Below are 23,219 nucleotides of genomic sequence, written 5' to 3'. Positions count from 1 at the left end.
GAGACACCAACTGTCGGCGATGTCCTGAGACTCAACACCCTCGCCTACACCGCGACAGCCGCTCACGAGGGGTTCCGGCGCGGTTTGATCCGCACCGCGGGCAGTGGGGGAGCGGGCAGCCGTGCCGGCCCGCCGGGGTACGGCTCGATCGCGCCGAACTGGTCGGAGTTCGCCTCCCAGGCTTCGCGGTATTCGGCGATCTCGTCGTGGCTGCGTCCGACGAAGTTCCACCACATCAGGATTTCCTCGCCGAACGGCGGCCCGCCGAGCACGATCGCCCGAGCCGGGGACGACCCGGGGTTGTGCAGGTCGAGCGTGGTCGCGCCGATGCCGAGGTAGCCGAGCTGGGCCCGCTGCAGCGGGGTGCCCGCGAAGGTGAGCTCTCCGGTGTCGAGCAGGACGCCGTGCTCGAAGGACGGATCCGCGGCGAGGCTGAGCGATGCGCCCGGGTCGAGGACGATTTCCGCGCCCAGCAACGGAGTGAAGGTCTTGACCGGCGAGGTTTCCCCGGCCAGCGTGCCGAGGAAGACGCGTACGGTGGCCCCGTCGAGGGCGGTGGCCGGCGGGACGTAATGCTGGAAGTCGCGAGCGGTGTGCCGGTGCTCGTCCGGCAGCGCTACCCACAGCTGGACCCCGTGCAGCGTCGTGGTTTCCGGCGTCGACACCTCTTCGTGGCAGATGCCGTGCCCGCCGGTCATCAGGTTCAGCTCGCCGGGCCGGACCATCGCGTGCGAGCCGAGGCTGTCGCGGTGCTCGATCTCGCCGGTGAACAGCCAGCTCACCGTCTGCAGCCCGGTGTGCGGGTGCGGGCCGACGGACATGCCGCCGCTGACGGAGGTGTCGTCGGGACCGTAGTGGTCGGCGAAGCACCACGCGCCGATCAGCGACCGCTGGCGTTGCGGCAGTGTGCGGCGGACCGGCATCGCGCGCGGGCCGCCGAGCGGCACGGAGCGGGCGTCGAGGATCTCGACCTTGCCGGGGTCAACAGGGTCGCCGCCGCACGCCAGTTCGGCCGGGTCGGTCTCGACGTTGCTCATGCCCGACACGATAACCGGCGGTCAGCGGGCGGGGAGGTTGCGCAGCCAGTCGAGCGCGGTCGGGAGCGCGTTGAGCACCGAGATGTGCCCGTCGTGCGGGCGGAGCCACAGTTCGGCGTCCGGGAGGTTCCGCAGGAGCCATTCGCTGTGGCTGACCGGAACGATCCGGTCCTCGCCGCCGTGCACCAGCAGCACCGGGACCCGCACGTCGGCGGCGGAGAAGCCCCACGGCGCGACGTACGCGAGGTCGTCGTCGGCTTCCGCGGCCACGTCCCCGGCAGCCCCGGCGTCCTCGCCGAGGGGACCCCACGTGCCGCGCAGCGCCGACCAGTCCGCGTCGGTGAAGCTTGTCGGGTCGAATTCCTGCGTTTCTCCGTGCTGCAGCCGGGTTTCGCGGCCCTTGCGGGCGGCCCGCAACGAGCTGTCGTCGACCATTCCGCCGTACCAGTCGTACTCCTCGGAGTACGGAGCCAATCCGGCCAGGCACACCGCCGCTGTCACCCGATCCGGCAGCAGCGCGGCGCTCCCATCACCGCGAACCGCGGCAAGTCCAGTGCGTCGGCCAGCTGGCGCACGTCGTCGGCAGCCGAGCCCACCGTGCGGCTGACCTGCGGAGTGGATCCGCCGTACCCGGGCCGCGCATAGGAAACGACCCGGAATCCTCGCGCGGACGCGGCCTCGACCACCGGCGGCAGCAGGCGACCGGATTGCGGAGTTCCGTGGTGCCACACCAACGGAAAGCCGTCGCCTCCGCTGTCGTGGACCCGAAGGTTGCGGCCGTCTGGCAGCGGCAGGTCAGTCGTCCCCATGCGGAGGACTCTAGCCACCCCGCCGCGCTCGATCGGCGAAATTGTCCCAAGCCTGGCGCACCAGCGCGGGATGCGCGAGGAGGTCCGACGCGGTGCGCGCCAGCGCCGAGGCCGTCGCGAGCAGCACCGTCCGGGCTCGCGGCGATCCGGTCGCCTCGGCGAACGCGCGGCTGCCGACCGCGCGCACCGGATCGTGGAGGGCGACGGACGGGTGGATCGTCGGCATCCGCACGCTCAGGTCGCCGACCTCGGGCCGGCCGGGGATCGCCGCGGACCCGGACGGGGACGCGTGGATCCCGCACGCCGCGAGATGCCGGGCGAAATGCCCGGACAGCACCGGATTGTCCTGGAACCGCGCGTGAATCGGGCCGAACCGTTCGACGTTCGCCTTGGTCCCGGTCGCCATCGCGGCGCCTTCGGCGGCGGTGGTCACTTCGGTGACGACGTGTCCGAGCGTTGCGGAGTCCGGCGCGCGCAACCCGAAGCGGGCTTCGGCGAAATCGGGCACTACATCGGTGGATTCCCCGCCGTGCGTCACGATTCCCTGCACCGCCGCGCCGGCGGGCAGCCGGGCCCGCAGCGCGGCGATCGCGGTGAAAACCTGCACCAGCCCGGCGACCGCGTCGGTGCTGTCTTCGGGCGCCGGCCCGGAATTCCCGTGGACGGTCACCCGCAGCTCGGTCCGCGCGGCGAGCGGCGCGGCGGCCCAGGTGTGCACGCCGGGCTGGAAGGTCAGCACTGCGTCGATCTCGTCGCCCGCGCGGTCGGTGACGACGACGGAACCGGATTCCAGCGTCGCGGCGGTGGCGAGCGCGGCGCCGAGCACCGCCGCGGCGACGAGGTTGTGCCCGAACTCCCGGTGCCGGTCGGAGGGGAGCAGCAGGGCGACGCACGGACGGCCGGAGCCGTACCGCGCGACACCGCCGTCGACGGCGAACCCGGCCTCGGCGAGCGGGCCGAGCTCCGGCCCCCGCTCGCCGTCCGGTTCGCGGGACCAGGCCCAGAGCCGCTCGGCGAGCAGCTCGATCTCGTGGTCGGTCCGGTCGTGCCGGTCCTCGTCGGACTCCATGCCGCCCAGGTACCCACCGGGCAGCGATTCGATCCCCTTCGAAAGTGGGTAATTCGGCCGTTGGCGCGCCCGGGCCGGTGCGCGAGGGTCACGGGCATGACAGCGGGAAGCTACCGGGTGCTGCCGGCCGAGGTGTCGGCGATCGTGAAGAACGTGGAGGGCCTCGGCGCCGCGGCGTTCTCGGCCGTCCGCGACCTCGAGACGCTCGTGATCGACGCCTTGTCGTTCGCGGGCATCGGCAGCGGGGTCGCCGCGGCGAACACCTTGCTGCAGTCGAAACTCGTGTCCTCGCTCGGCGATTTCGTGAAGCTGATCGAACAGGTCAACGGCAAGGTGCAGCACGCGGCGCGGAACTACGCCGACGCCGACACCGCCGTGGCCCAGGGCTACGGCGGCGGCACGGGCGGCGGGGGAGCCGGGGCGGGCGGCGGCGGTGCGGCTGCTGGGGGTGCCGCACCGCACCAGCTGGACGACCGGGTCGTCGATTCGATCATGCGCTCCGAGGGCGCGACCGGCGAACAGGGCGGCGTGCGCGAGGCGTACGGCTTCCGCGAGAGCATGAACAACGGCTACGACCAGATCATGGCCGCCCGCCGGGAATACGGCCTCGGCAGCGCCGAAGAACGCGCGGTGGTCGCGCAGCTGATGACCGCCAACGCGCGCCGCGCCGGGGCGATGGAGTTCACCGACGCGGGCACCCAGGCCGCGATCATGTCCGGCGCGCACATGCGCGGCGCGGGCGGCGTCCGGGCGATCCTCAACCACATGGGCGGCGCGGACATCGTGCAGAGCGCGCGCACCCTCGACCCGGATGCCGTGCAGCATCTGCAGAGCCTGACGCCGCAGGAATTCCAGCAGCAGTTCCACGACGCGCGGATCGAATACGACCGCGAGGTCTACGGCGACACGACCACCCGCCAGAACGGGCACACGCAGAACTGGTGGGACCGCTACGGAAACGGCCTGACCCAGCGCTACGACCGCGAGCAGCAGGAGTTCCTGCGGATGTCGCGGTAGTCCTCGTCAGTCCAAATCGGACAACCCGGCCGTCAGGTCCTCGACCAGCTTCTTCATCAGCCGGTCGAGGAGCTGGCGGTCTTCCGCTGTCCAGCCGCTGAGCGCTTGGGCGAACCAGCCTTCGATCACCCCGACGTAGCGTTCGGCCGCGGTTTTCCCTTCCGGCGTCAGCTCGATCAGCCGCGCCCGCTGGTCGTCCGGGTCGGGCACGCGCCGCACCAGCCCTCGGCTTTCCAGCCCCTGCACCTGCCGCGTCGCGTGCGGGCCGACGACGTTCATCCGGTTCGCGATCTCGCCGACCCGCAGCGGCGCGTCCTCGATGTGCAGGATGCCGAGCACGGTCATCGCCGGGCGGTCCAGCGGGAGCCCGGTGGCCTCGACCGCGCGCTCGAAGAGCTTGCCCCGGCGCAGCGTCCCGCTCAGTTCGTTCAGCCGGGGGAGCAGGTCCCGGAGCAGGGAAGGGACGGCAGACATCGCGGGCTCCTTGATTAGATACCTAACTTAGGTATACAGTTGGGTCACCGGGATCGCGCGAGGCGGTTCCGGCCGGTCTCGAAAATAATACCTAAGGTAGGCATCTATCGCCTGCCGGGGAACAAAGGGGAGAACCATGAGCAGGAGTGTGCTGATCTCGGGGGCGAGCATCGCGGGCCCGGCGCTGGCGTACTGGCTGAACCGCTACGGCTTCGCGGTCACTGTGGTGGAGAAGGCGGCCGCGGTGCGCGGCGGCGGGTACCCGATCGACATGCGCGGCCCGGCCGTCGAGGTGCTGCGGCGGATGGGGCTGGCGGAGCAGGCGCGGGAGCGGCACGTCGCCACCCGGCGGCTCTCGTTCCTCGACGCGGACGGCAGCGTGCTGAACAGCGTCGCGCCGACCGTGATCACCGGGGACGAGGCCGGGCACGACATCGAACTGGCCCGCGGCGACCTCACCAGCCTGCTGTACGACGCGGTCCGCGACGACGTCGAGTTCCGCTTCTCGGAGTCGATCGCCGCGCTGGACGACCGCGGCGACGCGGTCGACGTGACCTTCGCCAGCGGCCGGAGCCAGACGTTCGACCTGGTCATCGGCGCGGACGGGCTGCACTCGAAGACCCGTTCGCTGGCGTTCGGGCCGGAGGAGCAGTTCCACCGCTACCTCGGCTACTGCTTCGCCGGATTCACCATGCCGAACTACCTCGGCCTCTCGCACGAGGGCATGTCTTGGGCGGTGGCAGGCCGGTCGGCGTCGCTCTACGCCGCGGGCGACCGCGGCGGTGACCACGTGCACGGGTTCCTGGTGTTCACCCGCGCGGACGCGCCCTTCGAAGCGTTCGCCGACCCGGCCGCACAGCGCGACCTGGTCGCGAGTCGTTTCGAGGGCTGTGGCTGGGAGGTGCCGCGGATGGTCGAGGCGATGCGCTCGGCGGACGACCTGTTCTTCGACGTCGTCAGCCAGATTCACATGCCGGTGTGGTCGAAGGGGCGCGTCGCGCTGGCCGGGGACGCCGCGCACGCGACGTCGTTCCTGTCCGGGCAGGGGTCGAGCCTCGCGATGATCGGTGCGTATTTGCTGGCGTACGAGCTGACGGACGCTCCGCACGACGTCGCTTTCGCGGCGTACGAGCAGCGGTCGCGGGAGTTCGTGGAGGCCAACCAGGCGTTGGCGACGGGCGGGTCGGCGCTGATGTCGCCGCGGACCGAGGCGGAGGTGGCGGCGCGGAGCGCGGCGTTGCGGGCGCTGGACGGGCTGCCGGGGGAGGAGCACAGCGAGGTGCACAACCTGCTGACGCTGCCGCCGGAGCGCACGACCGTCTGAAGTCGTGCGCGGCTACGCCGGTTAGAACCGGAATTGCCGCGCACGAGGACGAGCGGTGAGGCGGTCGTGCGTGCCTGCCCGGGTTTGAACCGCGATCGCCGCACGGGCTTTCCCCGACGCGCGGCGCCCGGGCGCGGCGTGCGAGGCTACCCGGCGGCATTGCGCGGTGACGGAACGGGGCGGGATGAACGCGATTGCGCGCGGCGGCGGGATGCTCGCGGCGGTTCTGGTGGTCGTCGGCGGCACGGCCGGGCTCGGGGTGGCGCTCGGGCTAGGCGGGACGGCGGTGCTGGCCGGGCTGACCGCGTTGTTCTGCTTCATCGCCGCCACCGGCGGGCCGTTGCGGCCGGATCTGTGGCTGCTCGCGGCGTTCGCGCCCGCGGTGGTGATCGGCGGGGCCGGGCCGCGGTTGCTGGGCGAGGTGTCGCCGGTCGCGTCGATCGCACTGCTCGTGCTGGTGGTGTTCGCGGCGGCGGTGGTGCCCGCGCTCGGGCCGCGGTACGTGACGGTCGGGCTCGGACTCGGCATGGCTTCGGTGTTCGGTTACGGCTTCCAGTTGAGCGGGGCGGCCAGCCCGGTGCAGATCATCTGCGCGCCGGCGCTGGCCGTCGCGGTCGTGTTCGTGCTGCGGCTGCTGATGGGCCTGAGCGACCCGGGCAAGCCGACCCGCACTGCGCTGGCCGACGCGCTCGCCGGACCGGATCGCGCGAGCGCGGAGCGGGCGGTGCGGTTGTGGGTGACCGACCGGCCGCGCGCGTGGCAGGCGCGGGTTCTCGCTGGCGGCGCCCGGTACCACGGCACCGCCGCATTGCTGCGGGACCGGCTGCGCGCGCTCGACGAAGAGCAGGCAGCGGCGGTTTCCCGCGTGCTCGACGCCGCGGACGAACAGGTCGCGGAGTTGGCGGAAGCCGTGCGGGCCAAGACCGTTTCGGATCCGCCGGAGATCGAGCGGGTCGACCCGGACGTCGCGTTGCCCGGCGACACCGCTGCGCTGCTTGATGAAGCGTGGGCTGGGTTGTTCGCGATCCGGGAAGCCGTGCTGAACCGCGACGAGTCCATTGTGGACTTTCCGCGGCATCTCGTCCGCGAGGCCTTGCGGCGCGAGGCGACCGGGGTGTTCTCGTGGCGGTCCGCGCAGTTGCGGCACGCGGTGCGGTGCGCGCTGGGGATGCTGGTCGCCGCGGTGATCGCGACGTTCCGGCCCGGCGATCCGCTCACCGTGTCGTTCCTCATGACGACGTTCGCGCTCATGCAGCCGGAATGGCGGGACACGCTGGCGAAGGCGTGGCAGCGCGCGGCCGGTGCGGCGGCCGGGGCCGTGGTGCTGGCGGTCGCGTTGTGGTTGCTGCCGCCGGGCGCGTTGCTGCCGCTGGGGATCGTCGCGCTGCTCGTCGGGTTTCCGTTCATGCAGGTGCAGCCCATGGTGTTCAACGGGTGCATGGTGCTGATGAGCGTCGGGATGAACGCGACGACACGGCATCTGGACGCGGTGTCGGTGCTCGTGGAGTACCTGCTGCTCGTCGTGCTGGCGGTGGTGATCGGCCTGTTGTTCGGCTTCGCCGCGGTGCCCGGGGTGCCGAAACCTTCGGTGGCGCAACGGTTTTCCGACGCCGTCTCCGAAACTGGCGAGCTGCTCGCGTCGGTGGCGGAGCGGTTGCGCGGCGGAGGCGGCCGGCGTGAGGTCGGGCTGCGGTTCCGCGCGGCGGCTCGGACGCATCAGGACCTGCTGAGCCCCGAGCCCGGCAGCCGAGAGCCTTCGTCGGAGCAGCGAGAAGCCTTGGAAGAGGCCGGACAGGGGTTGCGCGGTCTCGCGGCTTCGGCGGGCGCGCTGCTGCAGCGGGACGGACAGTCGCCGACGATGGCGTCCTTCGCGGAGGCCGCGGCAGGTGCGCTGGCCGGAAGCGGGGAACTGCCGCCGCGACCGTCGGAGGCGGACGAAGAGGAACGGCTGCTGGCCGACCTCGTACGGGCTGACCTGCTGCGCGTGCACCGTGGCGCGGAGGTCCTAGCGAGCTGAAGGTCCGTGCGGACACCGGATGCTTCCCCTGCGTCCCTTCACCTTCCGCGTTCGCGGTGTCACCATCCGGACATGAGGAAACTCCCGCTCGCCCGGGTCGCGACGGTGGCAGCCTGCGTCGCGTTGCTGTTCCCGGTGTCCGCGGCGTACGCCGATCCGCCGCACAACCTGCCGCAGAACGCCAACGGATACGAGCAGTCCTTCTCGCCCGCCTACGACTACGACGGCGACGGTTGCTACGCCACGCCCGCGATCGGCCCGGACGGCACCCTCGCGCCCGGCCTCAAGACGACTGGCGCGGTCAACGGCAACTGCCACGACCAGTCCGACCTGGACAACTCCCAGACCTACTCGCGCTCCACCTGCAACCACGGCTGGTGCGCGGTCGTCTACGCGAGCTACTTCGAGAAGGACCAGGCCGTCGACGGCAGCGGCCTCGGCGGGCACCGGCACGACTGGGAGCACGTGATCTCGTGGATCGACCAGTCGTCGAACCAGGTCGAGTACGTGACGACCACGCAGCATTCCTCGCAGGTGACGTACCCGCGGTCGAAGGTGAGTTTCGACGGCGCCCACCCGAAGGCGGTGTACCACAAGGACGGCCCCGGCACGCACTTCTTCCGCCTCGCCGACGCCCACGACGAGCCGCCGGAGAACCACTACCACGATTGGCGCTACCCGCCGCTGGTCGGCTGGGACGGGTGGCCGTCGAGCGCGCTGCGCGACCGGCTCATGGCCGCGGACTTCGGCGCCGCGACGATCAAGATCAGCGACGGCCGGTACCAGGACCTGCTGGAGAAGTCGAAGCCGTCCGGCATCCCGTTCGACCCGCGCGGCTAGCTTTCCGGGTGCTCCACGCGACACAACTCACCCGAGCACCCCCGCGAAAACCGGGTAATAGTAATCGGCATGCACTCGGACTCCGCGCTCCCGCTCGACGGAATCACCGTCGTCTCCATCGAACAGGCAGTCGCCGCCCCGCTAGCCACCCGCACCCTGGCCGACCTGGGCGCGCGGGTCATCAAGGTGGAACGCGCCGACGGCGGCGACTTCGCCCGCGAGTACGACCACGTCGTGCACGGAACCGGTGCCCACTTCGTCTGGCTCAACCGAGGCAAAGAATCCCTGGCCGTAGACCTGAAAACCGCGGAAGGCCGCGACGCGGTCCACCGCCTGATCGCCCGGGCCGACGTCTTCGTCCAGAACCTGGCTCCGGGCGCGGCCGCGCGGCTCGGGTTCGGGGCCGAAGAACTCCGCGCCGGCCATCCGGAACTGGTGGCCGTCGACCTCTCCGGCTACGGCACCGGCGGGCCGCGGGAACAACGCAAGGCCTACGACATGCTGGTCCAGGCCGAAGCGGGCCTGATCGGCATCACCGGCACCCCGGACACCCCGGTCAAGACCGGCATCCCGACCTCCGACATCGCCTCCGGAATGTACTGCGCGCAAGCGGTGCTGGCCGCCCTGCTGCGCCGCTCGCGGACCGGGCAAGGTGCGACGGTCGAGGTGTCGATGCTGGAGGCGACCGTCGAGTGGATGGGCTACGCGATGTACAGCCAGATGTACTCCGGACGCCAGCCCGCGCGCATGGGCTTGAGCCACGCGTCGATCGCCCCCTACGACGCGTACCCGACGAAAGACGGTCAGATGCTGATCGGGGTCCAGAACGACAGCGGCTGGCGGACGTTGGTCACCTCAGTCCTCGAAGCCCCGCAGCTGGCCGACGACCCGCGATTCACCACGAATGTGCAGCGCGTCGAACACCGCGCTGAATGCGATGCGGCGGTCGCGGCCGAGACCGCCCGATGGTCCACAGTGGAATTGGACGAGCGGCTCGCGAACGCCGGAATCCCTGCGGCGCAAGTGAAACAGGTCGCCGACGTCGTGGCGGACCCGCAGCTTCGCGCGCGCGACCGCTGGCGCAAGATCGGCACCGAACACGCGACCGTCGACGCGCTGCTGCCGCCGGTGACGTTCGCGGACGTCGAGGCGCGGATGGGCGACGTGCCCGCGTTCGGGGCGCATACCCGTGCGCTGCTTGAAGAAGCCGGGGTCGACGCGGAAGACCTGCTGCGCCGGGGGATCGCCGCCGGGCCGCGTTGACAGTTGTATGGTGCATCTCTAGCATGCGGGGACATGCCGGGAGAAGACCGCGACGGCGATGCCCTGGACGCTATCCACCGCGCGATGATCCTGTTTTCCCGCGGGTCGCGGGTGCGCTCGAACGAACTGTACGAGGGGCTCGGGTTCGTGCAGTACACGATGCTGTCCTCGATCGACCTCGCGGACTGCGCGCACGCGGCGGATCTCGCCCAGGAGTACGGGCTCGACCCCTCGACGGTCAGCAGGCAGCTGGCGGAACTGGAGACCGCCGGGCTGGTGGTGCGCGGCCCGGACCCGCGGCATTCGCGCAGGCAGCGGCTCGAACTGACCGAAGCCGGGCATCGCGCGCTGGCGATTACCCGTGCGGCGCAACGGAACCGGCTCGAAGAGCGGCTGCGCGACTGGCCGAGCCGCGACGTGGCCGAGTTCGGGCGGTTGCTGAGCAGGTTCGTCGAGTCCTGACCGGTCCACTGTGGACGGACCCGGCTCAGCCGCGGCGGATCGGGCCCAGTTTCGCGGAAAGGGCCTCGGCGAGGTCGGCCGGACGGGGCGGCCCGGCGGCGCGGTCGGCGGCCCAGGCGAGCGCGAGCCTGCTCGGTTCCCAGCCGTCCTCGTCGATCCGGACCAGCTTGAACTCCGGCGGCGAGAACATCCGGCCGATGAACGACGCCGGCGCGTAGGACACGAGCGCGACCAGCCGCCGGTTGAACACCTGCGCGGCCATTTCGAGTTCCCCGCCGCGCCCGCTGACCGCGCGCACGATGTTCCGCACGCCGCGTTTGGCGAGTCTCCTGGTCAGCGCGGCGAGGATGACCGGGTTCGGCCGGGCGAAGTCGATGACCACCTCGCGGTCGCGCAGTTCCTCGATGTGCACGAGATCGCGGCAGGCGAGCGGATCGTCCGCGCGGACCGCGATCGCTCCCTGGTACTCCGCGACGGTGCGGGCGCGCAGCCGCTGATCCTCGACCGACAGGTGGATCAGCCCGAGCTCCAGATGCCCGGACACGAGCTTCGCGGTGACCTCGGCGGCGGAACCGGCGACCTCGAACGTCGCCGGAGCGGCCAGCCCGCCGACCGCGGTTTCCAGGTCCTCGAGCAGATCCGACGGCGCGTACGCGGTGGCCCCGACCCGGATCGGCGTGCCGTCCTCGAGAACTCCGGCCGCGATGTCCTTCAGGTCGTCGACCTGGCGCAGGATCGCCCGCGCCGGACCGAGCAGCGCCTGGCCGAGCGGGGTGAGCCGGACCTCGTGGTAGTGCCGCTCGAACAGCGGCCCGCCGAGCTCGCGTTCGAGCAGCTTGATCTGCTTGCTGAGCGGCGGAGGGGTGATCCGCAGCCGGTCCGCCGCGCGCTTGAAGTGCAGTTCGTCGGCGACCGCGACGAAGTACTTCAGCCGGGTGAAATCGATCTCCATCGTCCAATGTCCAGCGAGGCGAGCGGGTTGCGGCGATCATACGGCGGGGAGCGAAGTTCGGCGGGGCGCCGGGCGGGTTCCCGGGGTGGCTGGGCCGGGTTAGCGGGTTGGCGGGAGTGGCTTCGCGGGGCGGCCAGGCGGGCTTGGCGGGTTGCTGGGGTGGACAGGCGGGGCGGCTTCGTTCGGGCCGCTGGATTCTGGGGTGCCTGGCCACTCGGCGAGGGGCTGGGGCGGGTTCGCCGAGCGGCCGGGCGGATTGTGGCGTGGCGGGGTGCTTTCGCTTGGCTCCGTCGGGCCTGGGGCGGCGGACTGCCAGGCGGGCACTCGGCCCCGCCGCATCCTCGGGCGGCAGCATCGGCGAGGCGTCGGATGCGGCTTCGCGGGAAGCAAACGTTCGCCTCGAAGCTCGCCCCGCCGGAAATCACCCGGCGCGAGCAGCCCGCCCGCCCTGCTCCTCAGGCGCCTCCAACACCCCGCGAGCGACCAACCCAGCCGTCTCCGCGACCCCCAACCCCAGCAGTTCCGCCGCGATCTCGAACGTCTGCTCGCCCAGCAACGGCGCCTGCCCCGTCGGCGGATCGGCGACATGCGCGGCATGGATCTGCACGTTCTCCAGCACGTACGGCTCCTCCGCGCACGGATGCAACTCCTCCCGAAACACCCGCCGCTCCCGGTACTGCTCCCACTCCGGCAAATCACCCGCCCGCAGCATCGCCCCGGCCGGAACACCGGCGGCCTGCAGCAGATCCATCGCCTCGAACGGGGAATGCCGCTCCGTCCACTCGGTCACCGCCGCGTCGATCCGGGTCCGGGAAGCGGCGCGGCCGGAGCGGGTGGCAAGACCGGGGTCGGCAGCCAGGTCAGGGCGGTCCAGCACCGAGCACAACGCACCCCAATCCGCGTCGTTCCGTACCGTGACGGCGAGCCAGTCGTCGTCGCCGGCGGTCGGGAACACGCCCCACGGCGCGTCGTGGGCCGGTTCGGTCAGGTGGTGTCCCCGGCGGGCCAGGTCTTCGGCGGCGATCCGGTCCGCGAAGTGGCTCAGCATCACCTCGGATTGCGCGACGCTCACCGACCCGGCCTCGCCGTCGCGTTCGCGCCGGACGAGCAGCGCCAGCGCGGCCAATGCACCGATCCGGGCGCACACGTGGTCCGGATAGACCGTGACGGCGTCGCTGAACGTGCCCGGTTCGCCCGGATAGATCCACTCGCTGGTGAGTCCGGTCGCGGCGCGCACCAGCGGGCCGTAGCCGAGCCGGGCGGCCCACGGGCCGGTCGGGCCGAAGGCGGAGCTGTCCACGACGACGATGCCCGGGTGCACCTCGGCCAGCGCGGCCCGGTCGAGCCCGAGCGAGGTGATGACGCCGGGTTTGAAGTTGGTCAGCACGACGTCCGACTGCGCGACCAATCGCCGCACCAGCGCTTGGCCTTCCGGATCGCGCAGGTTGACGCCGATGGCGCGTTTGTTGCGGTGCCCGGCGGCGAAACCGTGCGACATCAGGCCGGGCAGGGCGGCGCGGGAACCGTCCGGGAAAGCCGAGTTCTCGATCTTGATGACGTCCGCGCCGAGGTCGCCGAAGAGCCGTCCGGTGTCGCCGCCGACCACGATCACGCCGAGGTCCAGGACCCGGATTCCCTCCAGCGGACGTCCTTCGCCGCGCCGGGAGCGTCCCGCGAGGATCGGCGCGGCGGTGACGCGTGCGCCGGTTTCGGGGCCGGCGACGGCGCGGTGTCCGTCGATCTCGGTGATTCCGGCCGGGACCGGCGCGACGAGTCCGGGGGACAGTTCGGTGTCGCGGAAGAACCCGCGTGCGGCGAGCTGGTCGGTGTGCAGGGCTTCGGCGAGCGTGAGCACCGCAGCGGTCGGCACGCCGTGGCGCTGGCCCTCGCACTCCAGCGCGGCGCGGGTCTGATCGGCGAAGAAGCGGCCGATCGCGGGCAGCAGGTCCGGCGACGCGTAGCGTTCGCGCACCTGGTCGTACTTCGGATCGGCGAATTCGGCCGGGCTGCCCATCCACTCGAACATCCCGCGCCACTGCCGCCGCGACAGCAGGCAGATCCGGATGTACCCGTCCTGGCACGGGAAAATCGGGTACCGGTGGCGTTCTTCGGTGCGTCCGCGCGGGAGGTCGCTCAACGGCACCCCGGCGGCCGCGCTGCCGACCATGCCGAACGCCGGGTCCAGCGCCTGCATCGCCCCTTCGAGGACGGCGAAATCGATGCGGTCGCCGCGTCCGGTGCGCAGCCGGTCCAGGTACAGGCTCACCGCCTGGAACGCGGCTTGCGCGGCGGCGACGTGGTAGGGCAGTTCGCCGGGCGGCAGCAGCGGCGCGCGGCCGGGGATGCCGGACCGGGAGAGTTCGCCGGTCAGCGCGTGGAACACCGGCGTGGTGGCCTGCCAGTGCCGCCGGGTCGTGGCGCGGCCGAAGTCGCTGATCGACAGGACGACCAGCGCGGGATGCCGGGTGCGCAGGCCGGGGACGTCGAGCCGTTCTTCGGCGGGCGAACCGGGCGGAGTGGTCTCGATCAGCAGGTCGGCGTCGGCCAGCAGCTGTTCCCAGCCGTGCGAGCCGGGTTCGGCGGTGGCGTGGGCGAAGCCGTGCCGGTCGATCGCGGTGCCGATCGCGACGCCGTCGACGACCGGTCCGGTGGTGCGTTCGTCGGTGACGCCGGGCAGGACGACCCGGGTGACGCGCGCGCCGAGATCGGCCAGCAGCCGTGCCGTCGCGGTCATCGGGCCGGACGACAGATCGAGCACGCGGACCCCGGACAGCGGCGGGTCGTAGGTGTCGGGCAAGGGAACCAGCCTCCTCGGGGCTCAGCTGCGGCGGACGGCGCGGAAGGGCAGGTCGCGGTCGACCTCGGGTTCCTTGGGAAGCCCGAGGACGCGTTCGGCGATGATCGTGCGCTGGATCTGGTCGGTGCCGCCGCCGATGGACGTGAAGAACGCGTTGAGCGCCAGGAAGTTCACGTCGTCGGCGACCGGGTTCTCGTCCCCGGCCAGCAGCGTTTCCGGACCGGCGATGTCGGTGCGCAGCCGCCCTTCGGCGTGCAGGATGCCGGACATCGCGAGCTTTCCCAGCGACATCACCGAACTCGACGTGCCCTGTTCGGCCGCGGCTTTCGCCCGGGCGTTGTTCAGCGCGTTGAGTTCGCGCAACGCGAGCACAGTGGCCAGGTTGTCGCGGATGACCGGGTCGGCGAGGCGGCCGCGTTCCCGTGCCAGTTCGACGAGGTCGTCGGCGATCGAACCGTGTCGCGAGGCCCGCGCGCCGTCGCCCATGATCGAGCGTTCGTACGCGAGCGCGGTCTGCAGCACACGCCAGCCCTTGCCCTCTTCGCCGACCAGGTAGTCCGCCGGGATTTCTACGTCGGTCAGGAAGACCTCGTTGAAGTGCGCTTCGCCGGTGATCTGCACCAGCGGCCGGATGTCGACGCCGGGCTGGTGCATCGGCACGACGAAGTAGCTGAGGCCCTTGTGCTTCGGGACGTCCCAGTCGGTCCGCGCGATCAGCAGCGCGTAGTCCGCGGTTTTCGCGCCGGACGTCCAGACTTTCTGGCCGTTGACGATCCAGCGGTCGCCGTCGCGGACCGCGGTGGTGCGCACGCCGGCGAGGTCCGAGCCCGCGCCGGGTTCGCTGTAGAACAGGCAGGTCCGGGAGCGTTCGGTGAGGACGTCGTGCAGCAGGTCGTTCTTGAGTTTCTCGGTGCCGAATGCGAGGACGGTGTTGGCCGGGATGCTGTATTTGTCCTGACGGGCGCCGGGTGCGTCGACGGCGTCGAACTCCGCCGCGATCACGTCGGCCAGTTCGGCCGGGTAGGCGCGGCCGGACCATTCGACCGGCCAGGTCGGCACGGCGTATCCGGCGGCGACGACCTTTTCCAGCCACGCGACGCGTTCCGGGGTGGTGCTCCAGCGATCCGCGGCCGGGGCGAGCCCGGTCCATTCGGCGGCGAGCCACGCGCGGACTTCTTCCCGGAGTTGATCGACGGTGATCATGGTCAGGCCCCCTTCGAGACGAGGTAGCGCTCCCGGTGCAGCCGCGAGCCGCCGAACAGCTGTGCGCCGGAGCGGGCGCGGCGCAGGTACAGGTGCGCCGGGTGTTCCCAGGTGAAACCGATCCCGCCGTGCATCTGGATCGCCGACAGGGCAACGGTTTCGTACGCTTCCGCGCACGCGAACCCGGCGAGCGCGATCGCGCCCGGGCTGCCGTCGGCCGCGGCGTGCCGGGCGGCCGACGTCGCCGACTCGACGTCCAGGAGCCGGTCCGCGGCGAGGTGCTTCATCGCCTGGAAACTGCCGATCGCGCGGCCGAACTGGACGCGGGTGTTGAGGTAGTCGACGGTCGTTTCGAAAATCTGCCGGGCACCGCCCGCTTGTTCTCCGGCGAGTGCGATCACGCTGACGTCCAAGGCTTTCTGCACGGCTTCCCAGCCTGCGGTACCAATTCGTCGCGCTGGTGTATCAGCGAAGGTGAACTGGGACAGCCGCACGGTCGGGTCGAATACCGACTCCGCGGTACGAGTGAAACCCGACGCGTCGGGTGCGACCTCGAAGATGCCGATGTCGTCGCCGGTGCGAGCCACCACGAGAATGACGTCGGCAACCTGGCCGAAGGTCACATAGGGCGTGGTCCCGATGAGAGTTCCATTTGCTTGCACTGCAACGCTTTCGGGCGTCCAAGCGGCGCTGACGGCGACGGTCCCGATTGAAGACCCGTCGGCCAGCGCGGGCAACAGACGTTGTTTGTCCTCTTCGGACCCGGCGGCGTCGATGAGCGTCGACGTCAGCACCGCGCTGGACAGGAACGGCGACGGCAGCAGCGCCGCCCCGATTTCCTCCGACACCGCTTCGAGTTCTTCCGCGCCCAGGCCGACTCCGCCGTATTCCGTCGCGATCAGCAGGCCGGGCAATCCCAGTTCGGCCAGTTGTTTCCACAGCTGCGGGTCGTAACCGGAGTCGCTCGCCATCACGCGGCGTACGTCGGACTCCGTGCAGCGGTCCGCGAGCAGGTCGCGCACCGCCTCTCGCAGCTGTTCGGTTTCCGCGGCGCTGATCGCCATCGCCGGACCGCCTTTCCCGTCGTCGGGTCTCGATTCCCATGCTGGGCGCGGAAATCCGCGATGTACATCACGGATTCCGACACCGGCAGGTTTCCGGGAGCGACATCGGCGCACGTGTCGCGGGCGCACATCTGCCGGTGTCCCGACCGGTCGTTTACGCCGCGTCAGCGGGATGCGAACGTGGAGGTGCGACCACCGGTCGGGAACGGAGTGCGATGATGACGAGCAGGCGGGAGACCCCGGCGCGCCGGAGGGCGGCAATCGCCGGTCTCGGGCTCACTGAGCTGGGCAAAGTCTACGGTCCGAGCGCGCGGCAGTTCGCCGCGCAGGCCGTCCGGCGGGCAGCCGCGGACGCCGGGATCGGGCTGTCCGACATCGACGGGCTGCTGGTGTCCGCCGGCACGACGCCCGGCGTGGACCTCAGCCTGCAAGTCGACTTGGGACTGCGCGACCTGCGCCTGTTCACCCAGATGCAGGCGTTCGGCTCGACGGCGGGTGCGATGGTGCAGTATGCCGCGATGGCCGTCGAAGCGGGCATGGCCGACACCGTGGCCTGCGTCTTCGCCGACGCGCCGCTCAAGGAGGGCAAAGCGACCGGCGCGGCCTACGGCGGACGGCGCACGACCCCGACCGGCTGGGGAAGCCTGCTGGGCTCCAGCGGTTTCGCCGGGCCGAACTCGTTCTACGCCCTCGCCGCGCGACGGCACATGAAGACTTACGGCACCACGAGCGAACAGCTCGGCGCGATCGCGGTCGCGCAGCGCGCGTGGGCGGCGAAGAACCCGCTGGCACAGCTGCGGGATCCGATCACCCTGGCGGACCATCAAGCGTCGCGGTTCATCGCGGAGCCGTTCCACCTGCTGGACTGCTGCCTGGTGTCGAACGGCGGCGCGGCGGTGATCGTGACGTCGGCCGAGCGGGCGAAAGAACTCGCCCAGCCCGCGGTGCAGGTGCTCGGCTGGGGACAGGCGCACCCGGGCAATTCCTTCCGCCGCAACGACAATCTCGGTCTCGTGAGCGGTGCGGCCCAGTCCGGTCCGGCGGCGATGGAGATGGCCGGAGTGACCATCGAGGACATCGACGTCGCCGAAATCTACGACTGCTACACCTTCACCGCTCTGCTCACCCTCGAGGACTACGGGTTCTGCGGCAAGGGCGAAGGCGGCGAGTTCGTCGCGACGCCGGGCATGCTCGGCCCGGACGGCAAGCTCGCGGTCAACACCGGCGGCGGCCAGCTGTCGTCCTACTACCTCTGGGGCATGACGCCGCTGTCCGAGGCGATCATCCAGGCCCGCGGCCAGGGCGGCGAACGTCAGGTGCCGAAACACGACACCGTGCTGGTTTCGGGCAACGGCGGCATTCTGGACCACCACAGCACGCTCGTGCTCGGAACGGAGGCATGACAGTGCGGATCAACCCAGTCGCCCGCGACGAGGAGTCCGCGGCGTTCTTCGACGGCACCGCGGCCGGCGAGTTCCGGCTGCTGCGGCGGCGCGGTACCGGCGAGTACCTGGACCCGCGCACGGTTCCGGACCCCGACGACGATCTGGAGTGGACGGCCGCCGCCGGAACCGGCACGGTGGTGTCGTGGTCGGTGGTGCACAAGCGGGCGCGCGACGGCGGCGAGCCGGAGCGCGTGGTCGTCGGCATCGTGGAGCTGGCCGAGGGACCGTGGTGGTGGTGCCGGCTCGACGCCGACCCGGACGCGGACCTCTGGCAGCTGCCGGTGCGGGCAGTGTTCGTGCCCTCCGGTCCCGAATCTGACCACGAGAAGGTGCCGGTCTTCGCGCCGGCGGAGGAGGACGGTCATGCCCGCTGACGCCCCGGCCGCGCTTGTCGAACAGCGCGGACACGTCCTGGTCGTCACGCTCAACCGGCCGCACGCGATGAACGCGGTCAACGCCGAGCTGAGCGAACTCGTCGGCACCGCGCTGGACCGGGCCGAACAGGACCCGGAAACGCGCGTCGTCGTGCTGACCGGCGCGGGGGAGCGCGCGTTCTGCGCCGGCGCCGACCTGAAAGCCGTGTCGCGGGGCGAATCGCTCGCCGCGCCCGGGCACGAGGAATGGGGCTTCGCCGGATACGTGCGGCACCCGATTTCCAAGCCGACGATCGCCGCGGTGAACGGATTCGCCCTCGGCGGCGGCACCGAACTCGCGCTGGCCAGCGACCTGGTCGTGGCGGCCGAATCGGCGAAATTCGGGCTGCCCGAGGTGAAACGCGGCCTGTTCGCCGCGGCGGGCGGGGTGTTCCGGCTGCCGCGGCAGATCCCGCAGAAGATCGCGATGGAGATGATGTTCACCGGCGAACCCCTGGACGCCGCCCGCGCGGCGGCGCTGGGGCTGGTGAACCACGTCGTCCCGGACGCCGACGTGCTGACCGAGGCGCTGGCGCTGGCGGAGAAGATCGCCGCGAACGCCCCGCTCGCGGTGCAGGCCAGCAAACGCGTTGCACTGGGCATTGTGGACGGTGCGATCGCGGCCGACGACAGCGACTGGGACAACACTCGGGAGAACGCCGTCGGGGTCATGACGAGCGAGGACGTCCGCGAGGGAACCCTGGCGTTCGTCGAGAAGCGCGCGCCGGTCTGGCAGGCGAAGTAAGCGTTCTGTACTCGGGAAAACGCGCTCTGTGCGCATCGACCGGCGCCCGCCGGGGCCGAGATCGTGGCAGACTCGGCAGATGCGCGGGTGGGGGGCGACGCCGTGGACGCGGGCGCCGAAAACGGGGTGGCGGCAACCAGCGGTCGTCGTGGCGGCGATCGCGGCGGCGGTGCTCGTCGCGCTGCCCGCCGCGGCAGTGGCGTTGTTCCTGTCGTCGGCCGGGAACGCGACGCTGCACGACCAGATGAGCCGGGCGTGCCAGTGGGCGGTCGGCGCGGAGTGGTCCGGCGGGCTGCCGATGTCCCAGCCGTACCCGGGCGCGACCGGACCGACCGGGAAGGCGCTCGACGACGCCCGGCTCGCCGTCGCCCGGGGCGCGGCTCGCGAGGTGCCGCGGCTGTCCGGCGTGCGGTCGACGCTGACCAGCCGCGCGAAGGTCAACCCGGTCCGGCCGGGCTCGCCGAACCCCGAGCAGTCCGCGATGTGGCTGGTCGCCCAGGACGATTTCGCCGCGCACCTGCAGGTGCTGGAGGGCGGCAAGGGCCAGGGGATCTGGGTGCCGAGCCAGTTCGCGCAGGCGCGCGGGCTGCACGCGGGCGACCAGGTGGCGATCCAGGGCGGCTGGAGCCCGCGGACCGGGGTGCCGCCGGGAGCGCCGGTGGCGACAATGCCGGTCGCCGCGGTGTACCGCGACCTGCGCGAGCTGCCCGACCAGCCGTTCTGGTGCCATCTGCAGCCGCTGTACCGGCCCAATCCGCTGAGCGAGGCTCCGGTCTTCCCGGTGGGGTTCGTGTCGCGGGACGCGCTGTTCGGGCTGACCCCGGCCGATTCGGGCGTCGGCAGCATGCTCGAAGCCTCGGTCGACCAGAACGGGCTGACCACCGCGAACGCGCCGGACACGATCGCCGGGCTGGAACGGGTGCGCGAGCGCACCGAAAACACTCCCGAACTTTTCGCGCAGCGCGGCCGGATGCAGTTCACGTCGTCGCTGGGCGGCATCGCGGACCGCGCGGACCAGGTCGAATCCTCGCTCGCCGCCACGGTCGTGCCGATCGGCGTCGCCGGGTCGCTCACCGGGCTGGTCATTTCGGCGACGGTCGGGTCGTTCTGGGTCGAACGCCGCCGGGCCGAGCTCGCGGTGCTGTCCGCGCGCGGGGCGGGGCCGGGTGCGCTGGCCGGGAAAGCGTTGCTGGAGCTGGGTTCCATCGCACTGCTCGGCACGGTCGGCGGCTGGTTCGCCGCGCGCGGGCTGGTGAGCGCGCTGGGGCCGAGCCCGCTGGTGACGTCGTCCGCGCTCGGCTTTTCGATCGGCGGCGCGGCGGTGGCGTTCCTGGCGACACTGGCCGGGATCGCCGGGTCGGTCGTCTTGCGCACGCGGGCGATGTTCGACGCGCGCACGTCGCGGATCCGGCATCTGCCGTGGGAAATCCTCCCGCTGGTCGCCGCGGTGGTCTGCTACTTCGCGCTCGGCGACGGCACGCAGACCGGGCTCGGCCAGGCGGGCTCGGTCGCGCGGATCCCGCCGCGGCTGATCGTCGTGCCGTTGCTGCTGGTGCTGGGCCTGGCGATGCTGGTGACCCGGATCGTGCGGCTGACCTTGCCGCGCGTGCGTGCGGTGCGGCGGGAACGCGCGGTGGCGTTCCTGGCCTGGCGGCGGCTGGCTTCGGCCCCCGCAGCGGCAGCCGTGCTGGTCGGGGCGACCGCGGTACCGGTGGCGCTGTCGATTTTCGCCACCACCGTCACCAGTTCCGTCCAGCGCACGCTCGCCGACGAGGGTCAGCTCGTGGTCGGCTCGGACGTCGTGGTGCATCTGACCGGCCCCGCCGCGATCCCGCCCGGCCTCGCCGGGCAGGCCGCGCTGGTCGACCGCTACGACTCGGCGTACCTGGGCAGCAAGACGGTGAACGTGCTCGGCGTCGACCCGGCGACGTTCGGCTCAGCCGCGTTCTGGGACGACCACCTCAGCGGGCCGACCCTGCCGGAGCTGCTGGACGAGCTGTCCGGCGACAATGCGGTCGGCATCATCGCCGGGGTCCCGGACGCACCTGCGCAGGCGACACTGAGCATCGGCGGCAAAGACCTGCCGTTGCGCGTCATCACGGTGGCGCAGCTGCCCGGGAAGAGCGCCGGATTCCCGGAATTGCTGCTGCGCAAGGACATTCTCGCCAAGTTCGCCGGAGAGAGCGTGCACCGCGAGCTGTGGGCTCGCGGCGATCCGGCGCAGGTGCTGCCGGAACTGGGCAAAGCCGGGGTTCCGGCCGGGACGGTGAGCCGCGCGACCGACGTCACCGCGCACGGCGTCTACGGCGGAGTCACTTACACTTTCGCGTTCTTGACCGCAGTGTCCGCTTTGGTCGGTGTCGTAGTCCTAGTTGGACTGTTGTTGTATCTCAACGCCCGGGCTCGCGCGCGGCGCGGAGCGTATGTCCTCTTGCGACGGATGGGCATCACCTCGGGCGCGCATTGGCGAGCGCTTGCGTACGAAGTCGGCGGGTTGCTGGCGGCCGGATTCGCTTTGGGCGTCGGGTTCGCAGCCGTCGCGGTCTCGGTGACTTACGAGGGTTACGACCTCGATCCGGCGACGCCGCCCGGCACCGTGATCCCGGTGCCGTGGGGACCGGGTGGGCAATTGCTGCTCGCGGCGGTGGTCGTCGCGCTTGTCGTTACTTATGCGGCCCAACGCGCGGCTGCGCGGGCACTGCCTTCGGAGGTGTTGCGTGACACTGCCTGATGCTGTCCGGGGTACCGGTTTGACGCACAGCTACCGCACCGCCGGTCGTTCGCTGACCGCTCTGCACGAGGTGTCGATCGCCGCCGCACACGGCCGGATCACCGCGCTGGTCGGCCCCTCTGGCTCCGGCAAATCGACCTTGCTGCGTCTCTTGGCGTGCCTGGAACGACCGGACGAGGGCCGGGTCGAGGTCGGCGGCACCGACGTCACCGCGTTGTCCGCGCGAGCGCGCCGGGCGGTACGGCGACGGCGGATCGGTTACGTCTTCCAGAATCCCGTCGACAATCTGCTGGATTACCTTACCGTGCAAGAACATCTGGAGCTGGCCGCGAAAATGCGCGGCACCAGCCTTTCCCTGGCCTTGCTGGAGCGGCTGGGTCTGGACCACCGCCGCGGCCACCGTCCGCGTCAGCTTTCCGGCGGCGAGCAGCAACGGACCGCGCTGGCCTTCGCCGCGGTCGGTGACCCGGATGCGGTGCTGGCGGACGAGCCGACTGCGCAGTTGGACCGTTCGTCGGCCGGGTTGGTGGCGGAGGCGTTTCGTGCGCTGGCGGAGTCGGGGCAGACCGTGGTGGTCGCGACCCATGATCCGGTGCTGGCCGAGGCGGCGGATGACGTGGTGGAGCTGGTGGACGGGAGAGTCCGGTGAATGCGCTGCTCAGCGTGTCCGACGTAAGCCGTTCGCACGGCGGGATGCCGGTGCTGCGGCACACGAGCCTGGACCTGGCGGCGGGCGAACTGGTCGCGCTGACCGGCCCGTCGGGCTCAGGCAAAAGCACGCTGCTGATGATCGCGGGCGGCTGGGACAAGCCGGACAGCGGGACCGTCACCGCGCATCCGCCGATGCCGGACCTGCCGGTTTCGGAACAGCCGTGGCACGCGCTGGCTTTCGTGCCGCAGTCGATCGCGCTGTTCGAGGAGTTGACGGTCGCGGACAACCTGGCGTTCGCCGCGCGGACCGCGGTGGAGCCGCCGGATCAGTCGAAACTGCTGGAAACCCTGGACCTCGCGAAGCTGGCGGATCGGCTGCCGAGCGAGGTTTCGCGCGGGGAGCAGCAACGGGGCGCGGTGGCGCGGGCTTTGGCGGCGGGACCGCTGGTGCTGCTGGCGGACGAGCCGACGTCGCATCAGGACCGTGCGCACGCCGAGATGGTGCTGACGGCTTTGCGCCGGGCAGCGGATCGCGGGACGGCGGTTGTGGTGGCGTCCCACGATCCGCTGCTGGCCGGGCACGCGGACCGGGTGGTGACGGTCGGCGAGTGAGTCAGTCCACTTTGGACGGATGCCGCGCGAGTGCGGTCACCTGGATGTCCATGTACGGGAACAGCGGCAGGTTCGACAGGATCTGGTGCAGCTCGTCGTGGTCGGCGACGTCGAGCACCGAGTAGTTCGCGTACTCCCCGGCGATCCGCCAGATGTGCGGCCATTTCCCGCTGCGCTGCAGCTGCTGGCTGTACTCCTTCTCGCGCGCGATGAGGGCGTCGCGGACCGCCGGGTCCAGGTCCGGGGGAATGCGGACGTCCATCCGCACGTGGTAGAGCATGGTTCTCCGATCGA

Annotated in this window: 22 protein-coding genes; 12 read left to right on the top strand and 10 right to left on the bottom strand. The window is 71.3% G+C overall.

Annotation, left to right across the window (positions count from 1 at the left end; translation table 11 throughout):
* Positions 1 to 62: 62 nt before the first annotated feature.
* Genes EIZ45_RS44225 through EIZ45_RS44215 form a run of 4 tightly spaced genes read right to left on the bottom strand, consistent with a single transcriptional unit; the run spans position 63 to position 2,915 of the window.
* Positions 63 to 1,037 carry a pirin family protein gene (locus EIZ45_RS44225; RefSeq protein WP_134667689.1) on the bottom strand — a complete coding sequence of 325 codons (975 nt, stop codon included), beginning with the start codon at positions 1,035 to 1,037 and terminating at the stop codon, positions 63 to 65.
* A 21-nt stretch (positions 1,038 to 1,058) separates the two neighbouring features.
* On the bottom strand, positions 1,059 to 1,538 hold the full coding sequence (locus tag EIZ45_RS47240) for a lysophospholipase (RefSeq protein WP_240690861.1): 480 nt from the start codon (positions 1,536 to 1,538) through the stop codon (positions 1,059 to 1,061).
* Positions 1,535 to 1,846 (bottom strand): alpha/beta fold hydrolase, encoded by a 312-nt coding sequence (locus EIZ45_RS47235; protein ID WP_240690862.1) that lies wholly within the window; start codon positions 1,844 to 1,846, stop codon positions 1,535 to 1,537. Before EIZ45_RS47235 ends, EIZ45_RS47240 begins: the two co-directional genes overlap by 4 nt.
* A gap of 10 nt (positions 1,847 to 1,856) precedes the next feature.
* Positions 1,857 to 2,915, bottom strand: coding sequence for a hypothetical protein (locus EIZ45_RS44215; RefSeq protein WP_134667691.1), 1,059 nt, complete (start codon positions 2,913 to 2,915; stop codon positions 1,857 to 1,859).
* Between the two features lie 96 nt (positions 2,916 to 3,011).
* Here EIZ45_RS44215 and EIZ45_RS44210 point away from each other — a divergent pair, with 96 nt between their 5' ends.
* Positions 3,012 to 3,932: a hypothetical protein gene (locus EIZ45_RS44210; protein WP_134667693.1), complete on the top strand. Its 921-nt coding sequence runs from the start codon at positions 3,012 to 3,014 to the stop codon at positions 3,930 to 3,932.
* A 6-nt stretch (positions 3,933 to 3,938) separates the two neighbouring features.
* On the opposite strand, the gene EIZ45_RS44205 is transcribed toward EIZ45_RS44210, so the two are convergent.
* On the bottom strand, positions 3,939 to 4,406 hold the full coding sequence (locus EIZ45_RS44205) for a MarR family winged helix-turn-helix transcriptional regulator (protein ID WP_043835735.1): 468 nt from the start codon (positions 4,404 to 4,406) through the stop codon (positions 3,939 to 3,941).
* Positions 4,407 to 4,542: 136 nt separating this feature from the next.
* On the opposite strand from EIZ45_RS44205, the gene EIZ45_RS44200 reads away from it, so the two are divergent.
* From EIZ45_RS44200 to EIZ45_RS44180, 5 genes are all read left to right on the top strand, one after another.
* On the top strand, positions 4,543 to 5,730 hold the full coding sequence (locus EIZ45_RS44200; protein WP_134667695.1) for an FAD-dependent monooxygenase: 1,188 nt from the start codon (positions 4,543 to 4,545) through the stop codon (positions 5,728 to 5,730).
* A 184-nt stretch (positions 5,731 to 5,914) separates the two neighbouring features.
* Positions 5,915 to 7,747, top strand: a complete 1,833-nt coding sequence (locus tag EIZ45_RS44195) for an FUSC family protein (protein ID WP_134667697.1) — start codon at positions 5,915 to 5,917, stop codon at positions 7,745 to 7,747.
* A gap of 72 nt (positions 7,748 to 7,819) precedes the next feature.
* On the top strand, positions 7,820 to 8,587 hold the full coding sequence (locus EIZ45_RS44190) for an NPP1 family protein (protein WP_205670206.1): 768 nt from the start codon (positions 7,820 to 7,822) through the stop codon (positions 8,585 to 8,587).
* 69 nt (positions 8,588 to 8,656) lie between these two features.
* Positions 8,657 to 9,850 carry a CaiB/BaiF CoA-transferase family protein gene (locus tag EIZ45_RS44185; protein WP_134667700.1) on the top strand — a complete coding sequence of 398 codons (1,194 nt, stop codon included), beginning with the start codon at positions 8,657 to 8,659 and terminating at the stop codon, positions 9,848 to 9,850.
* Positions 9,851 to 9,883: 33 nt separating this feature from the next.
* Complete coding sequence (locus EIZ45_RS44180; RefSeq protein WP_134667702.1) at positions 9,884 to 10,312, top strand: MarR family winged helix-turn-helix transcriptional regulator; 429 nt, start codon at positions 9,884 to 9,886, stop codon at positions 10,310 to 10,312.
* A 25-nt stretch (positions 10,313 to 10,337) separates the two neighbouring features.
* On the opposite strand, the gene EIZ45_RS47485 is transcribed toward EIZ45_RS44180, so the two are convergent.
* The 4 genes from EIZ45_RS47485 to EIZ45_RS44160 form a co-directional block, all read right to left on the bottom strand.
* Positions 10,338 to 11,264, bottom strand: a complete 927-nt coding sequence (locus EIZ45_RS47485) for a LysR family transcriptional regulator (RefSeq protein WP_043835726.1) — start codon at positions 11,262 to 11,264, stop codon at positions 10,338 to 10,340.
* A gap of 421 nt (positions 11,265 to 11,685) precedes the next feature.
* Complete coding sequence (locus tag EIZ45_RS44170; protein ID WP_134667704.1) at positions 11,686 to 14,061, bottom strand: CoA transferase; 2,376 nt, start codon at positions 14,059 to 14,061, stop codon at positions 11,686 to 11,688.
* 21 nt (positions 14,062 to 14,082) lie between these two features.
* A complete protein-coding gene (locus EIZ45_RS44165) occupies positions 14,083 to 15,264 on the bottom strand; it encodes an acyl-CoA dehydrogenase family protein (RefSeq protein WP_134667706.1) in 1,182 nt (393 codons plus the stop codon).
* A gap of 2 nt (positions 15,265 to 15,266) precedes the next feature.
* The gene (locus EIZ45_RS44160) at positions 15,267 to 16,328 is read right to left on the bottom strand and encodes an acyl-CoA dehydrogenase family protein (RefSeq protein WP_134667708.1); all 1,062 of its coding nucleotides are present in this window, start codon (positions 16,326 to 16,328) and stop codon (positions 15,267 to 15,269) included.
* Between the two features lie 218 nt (positions 16,329 to 16,546).
* Here EIZ45_RS44160 and EIZ45_RS44155 point away from each other — a divergent pair, with 218 nt between their 5' ends.
* The 6 genes from EIZ45_RS44155 (at position 16,547) to EIZ45_RS44130 (ending at position 22,925) form a co-directional block, all read left to right on the top strand.
* Positions 16,547 to 17,731, top strand: coding sequence for a thiolase family protein (locus EIZ45_RS44155; RefSeq protein WP_043835779.1), 1,185 nt, complete (start codon positions 16,547 to 16,549; stop codon positions 17,729 to 17,731).
* A complete protein-coding gene (locus EIZ45_RS44150; RefSeq protein ID WP_134667710.1) occupies positions 17,728 to 18,147 on the top strand; it encodes a Zn-ribbon domain-containing OB-fold protein in 420 nt (139 codons plus the stop codon). Before EIZ45_RS44155 ends, EIZ45_RS44150 begins: the two co-directional genes overlap by 4 nt.
* A complete protein-coding gene (locus EIZ45_RS44145) occupies positions 18,137 to 18,931 on the top strand; it encodes a crotonase/enoyl-CoA hydratase family protein (protein ID WP_134667712.1) in 795 nt (264 codons plus the stop codon). Before EIZ45_RS44150 ends, EIZ45_RS44145 begins: the two co-directional genes overlap by 11 nt.
* A 79-nt stretch (positions 18,932 to 19,010) precedes the next feature.
* Positions 19,011 to 21,662 carry an FtsX-like permease family protein gene (locus EIZ45_RS44140; protein WP_134667714.1) on the top strand — a complete coding sequence of 884 codons (2,652 nt, stop codon included), beginning with the start codon at positions 19,011 to 19,013 and terminating at the stop codon, positions 21,660 to 21,662.
* Positions 21,649 to 22,311, top strand: coding sequence for an ABC transporter ATP-binding protein (locus EIZ45_RS44135; protein ID WP_240690863.1), 663 nt, complete (start codon positions 21,649 to 21,651; stop codon positions 22,309 to 22,311). Before EIZ45_RS44140 ends, EIZ45_RS44135 begins: the two co-directional genes overlap by 14 nt.
* Before the next feature lie 14 nt (positions 22,312 to 22,325).
* Positions 22,326 to 22,925, top strand: coding sequence for an ABC transporter ATP-binding protein (locus tag EIZ45_RS44130; RefSeq protein WP_240690864.1), 600 nt, complete (start codon positions 22,326 to 22,328; stop codon positions 22,923 to 22,925).
* Position 22,926: 1 nt separating this feature from the next.
* On the opposite strand, the gene catC is transcribed toward EIZ45_RS44130, so the two are convergent.
* On the bottom strand, positions 22,927 to 23,205 hold the full coding sequence (gene catC, locus EIZ45_RS44125) for a muconolactone Delta-isomerase (protein WP_037812322.1): 279 nt from the start codon (positions 23,203 to 23,205) through the stop codon (positions 22,927 to 22,929).
* Positions 23,206 to 23,219 lie beyond the last annotated feature (14 nt).

This window comes from Amycolatopsis sp. CFH S0740, assembly GCF_004522315.1.
GTDB lineage: Bacteria > Actinomycetota > Actinomycetes > Mycobacteriales > Pseudonocardiaceae > Amycolatopsis > Amycolatopsis nivea.
The sequence above is the reverse complement of the archived record's forward strand: the minus strand, read 5'-3'. Positions and strand labels throughout refer to the sequence as shown.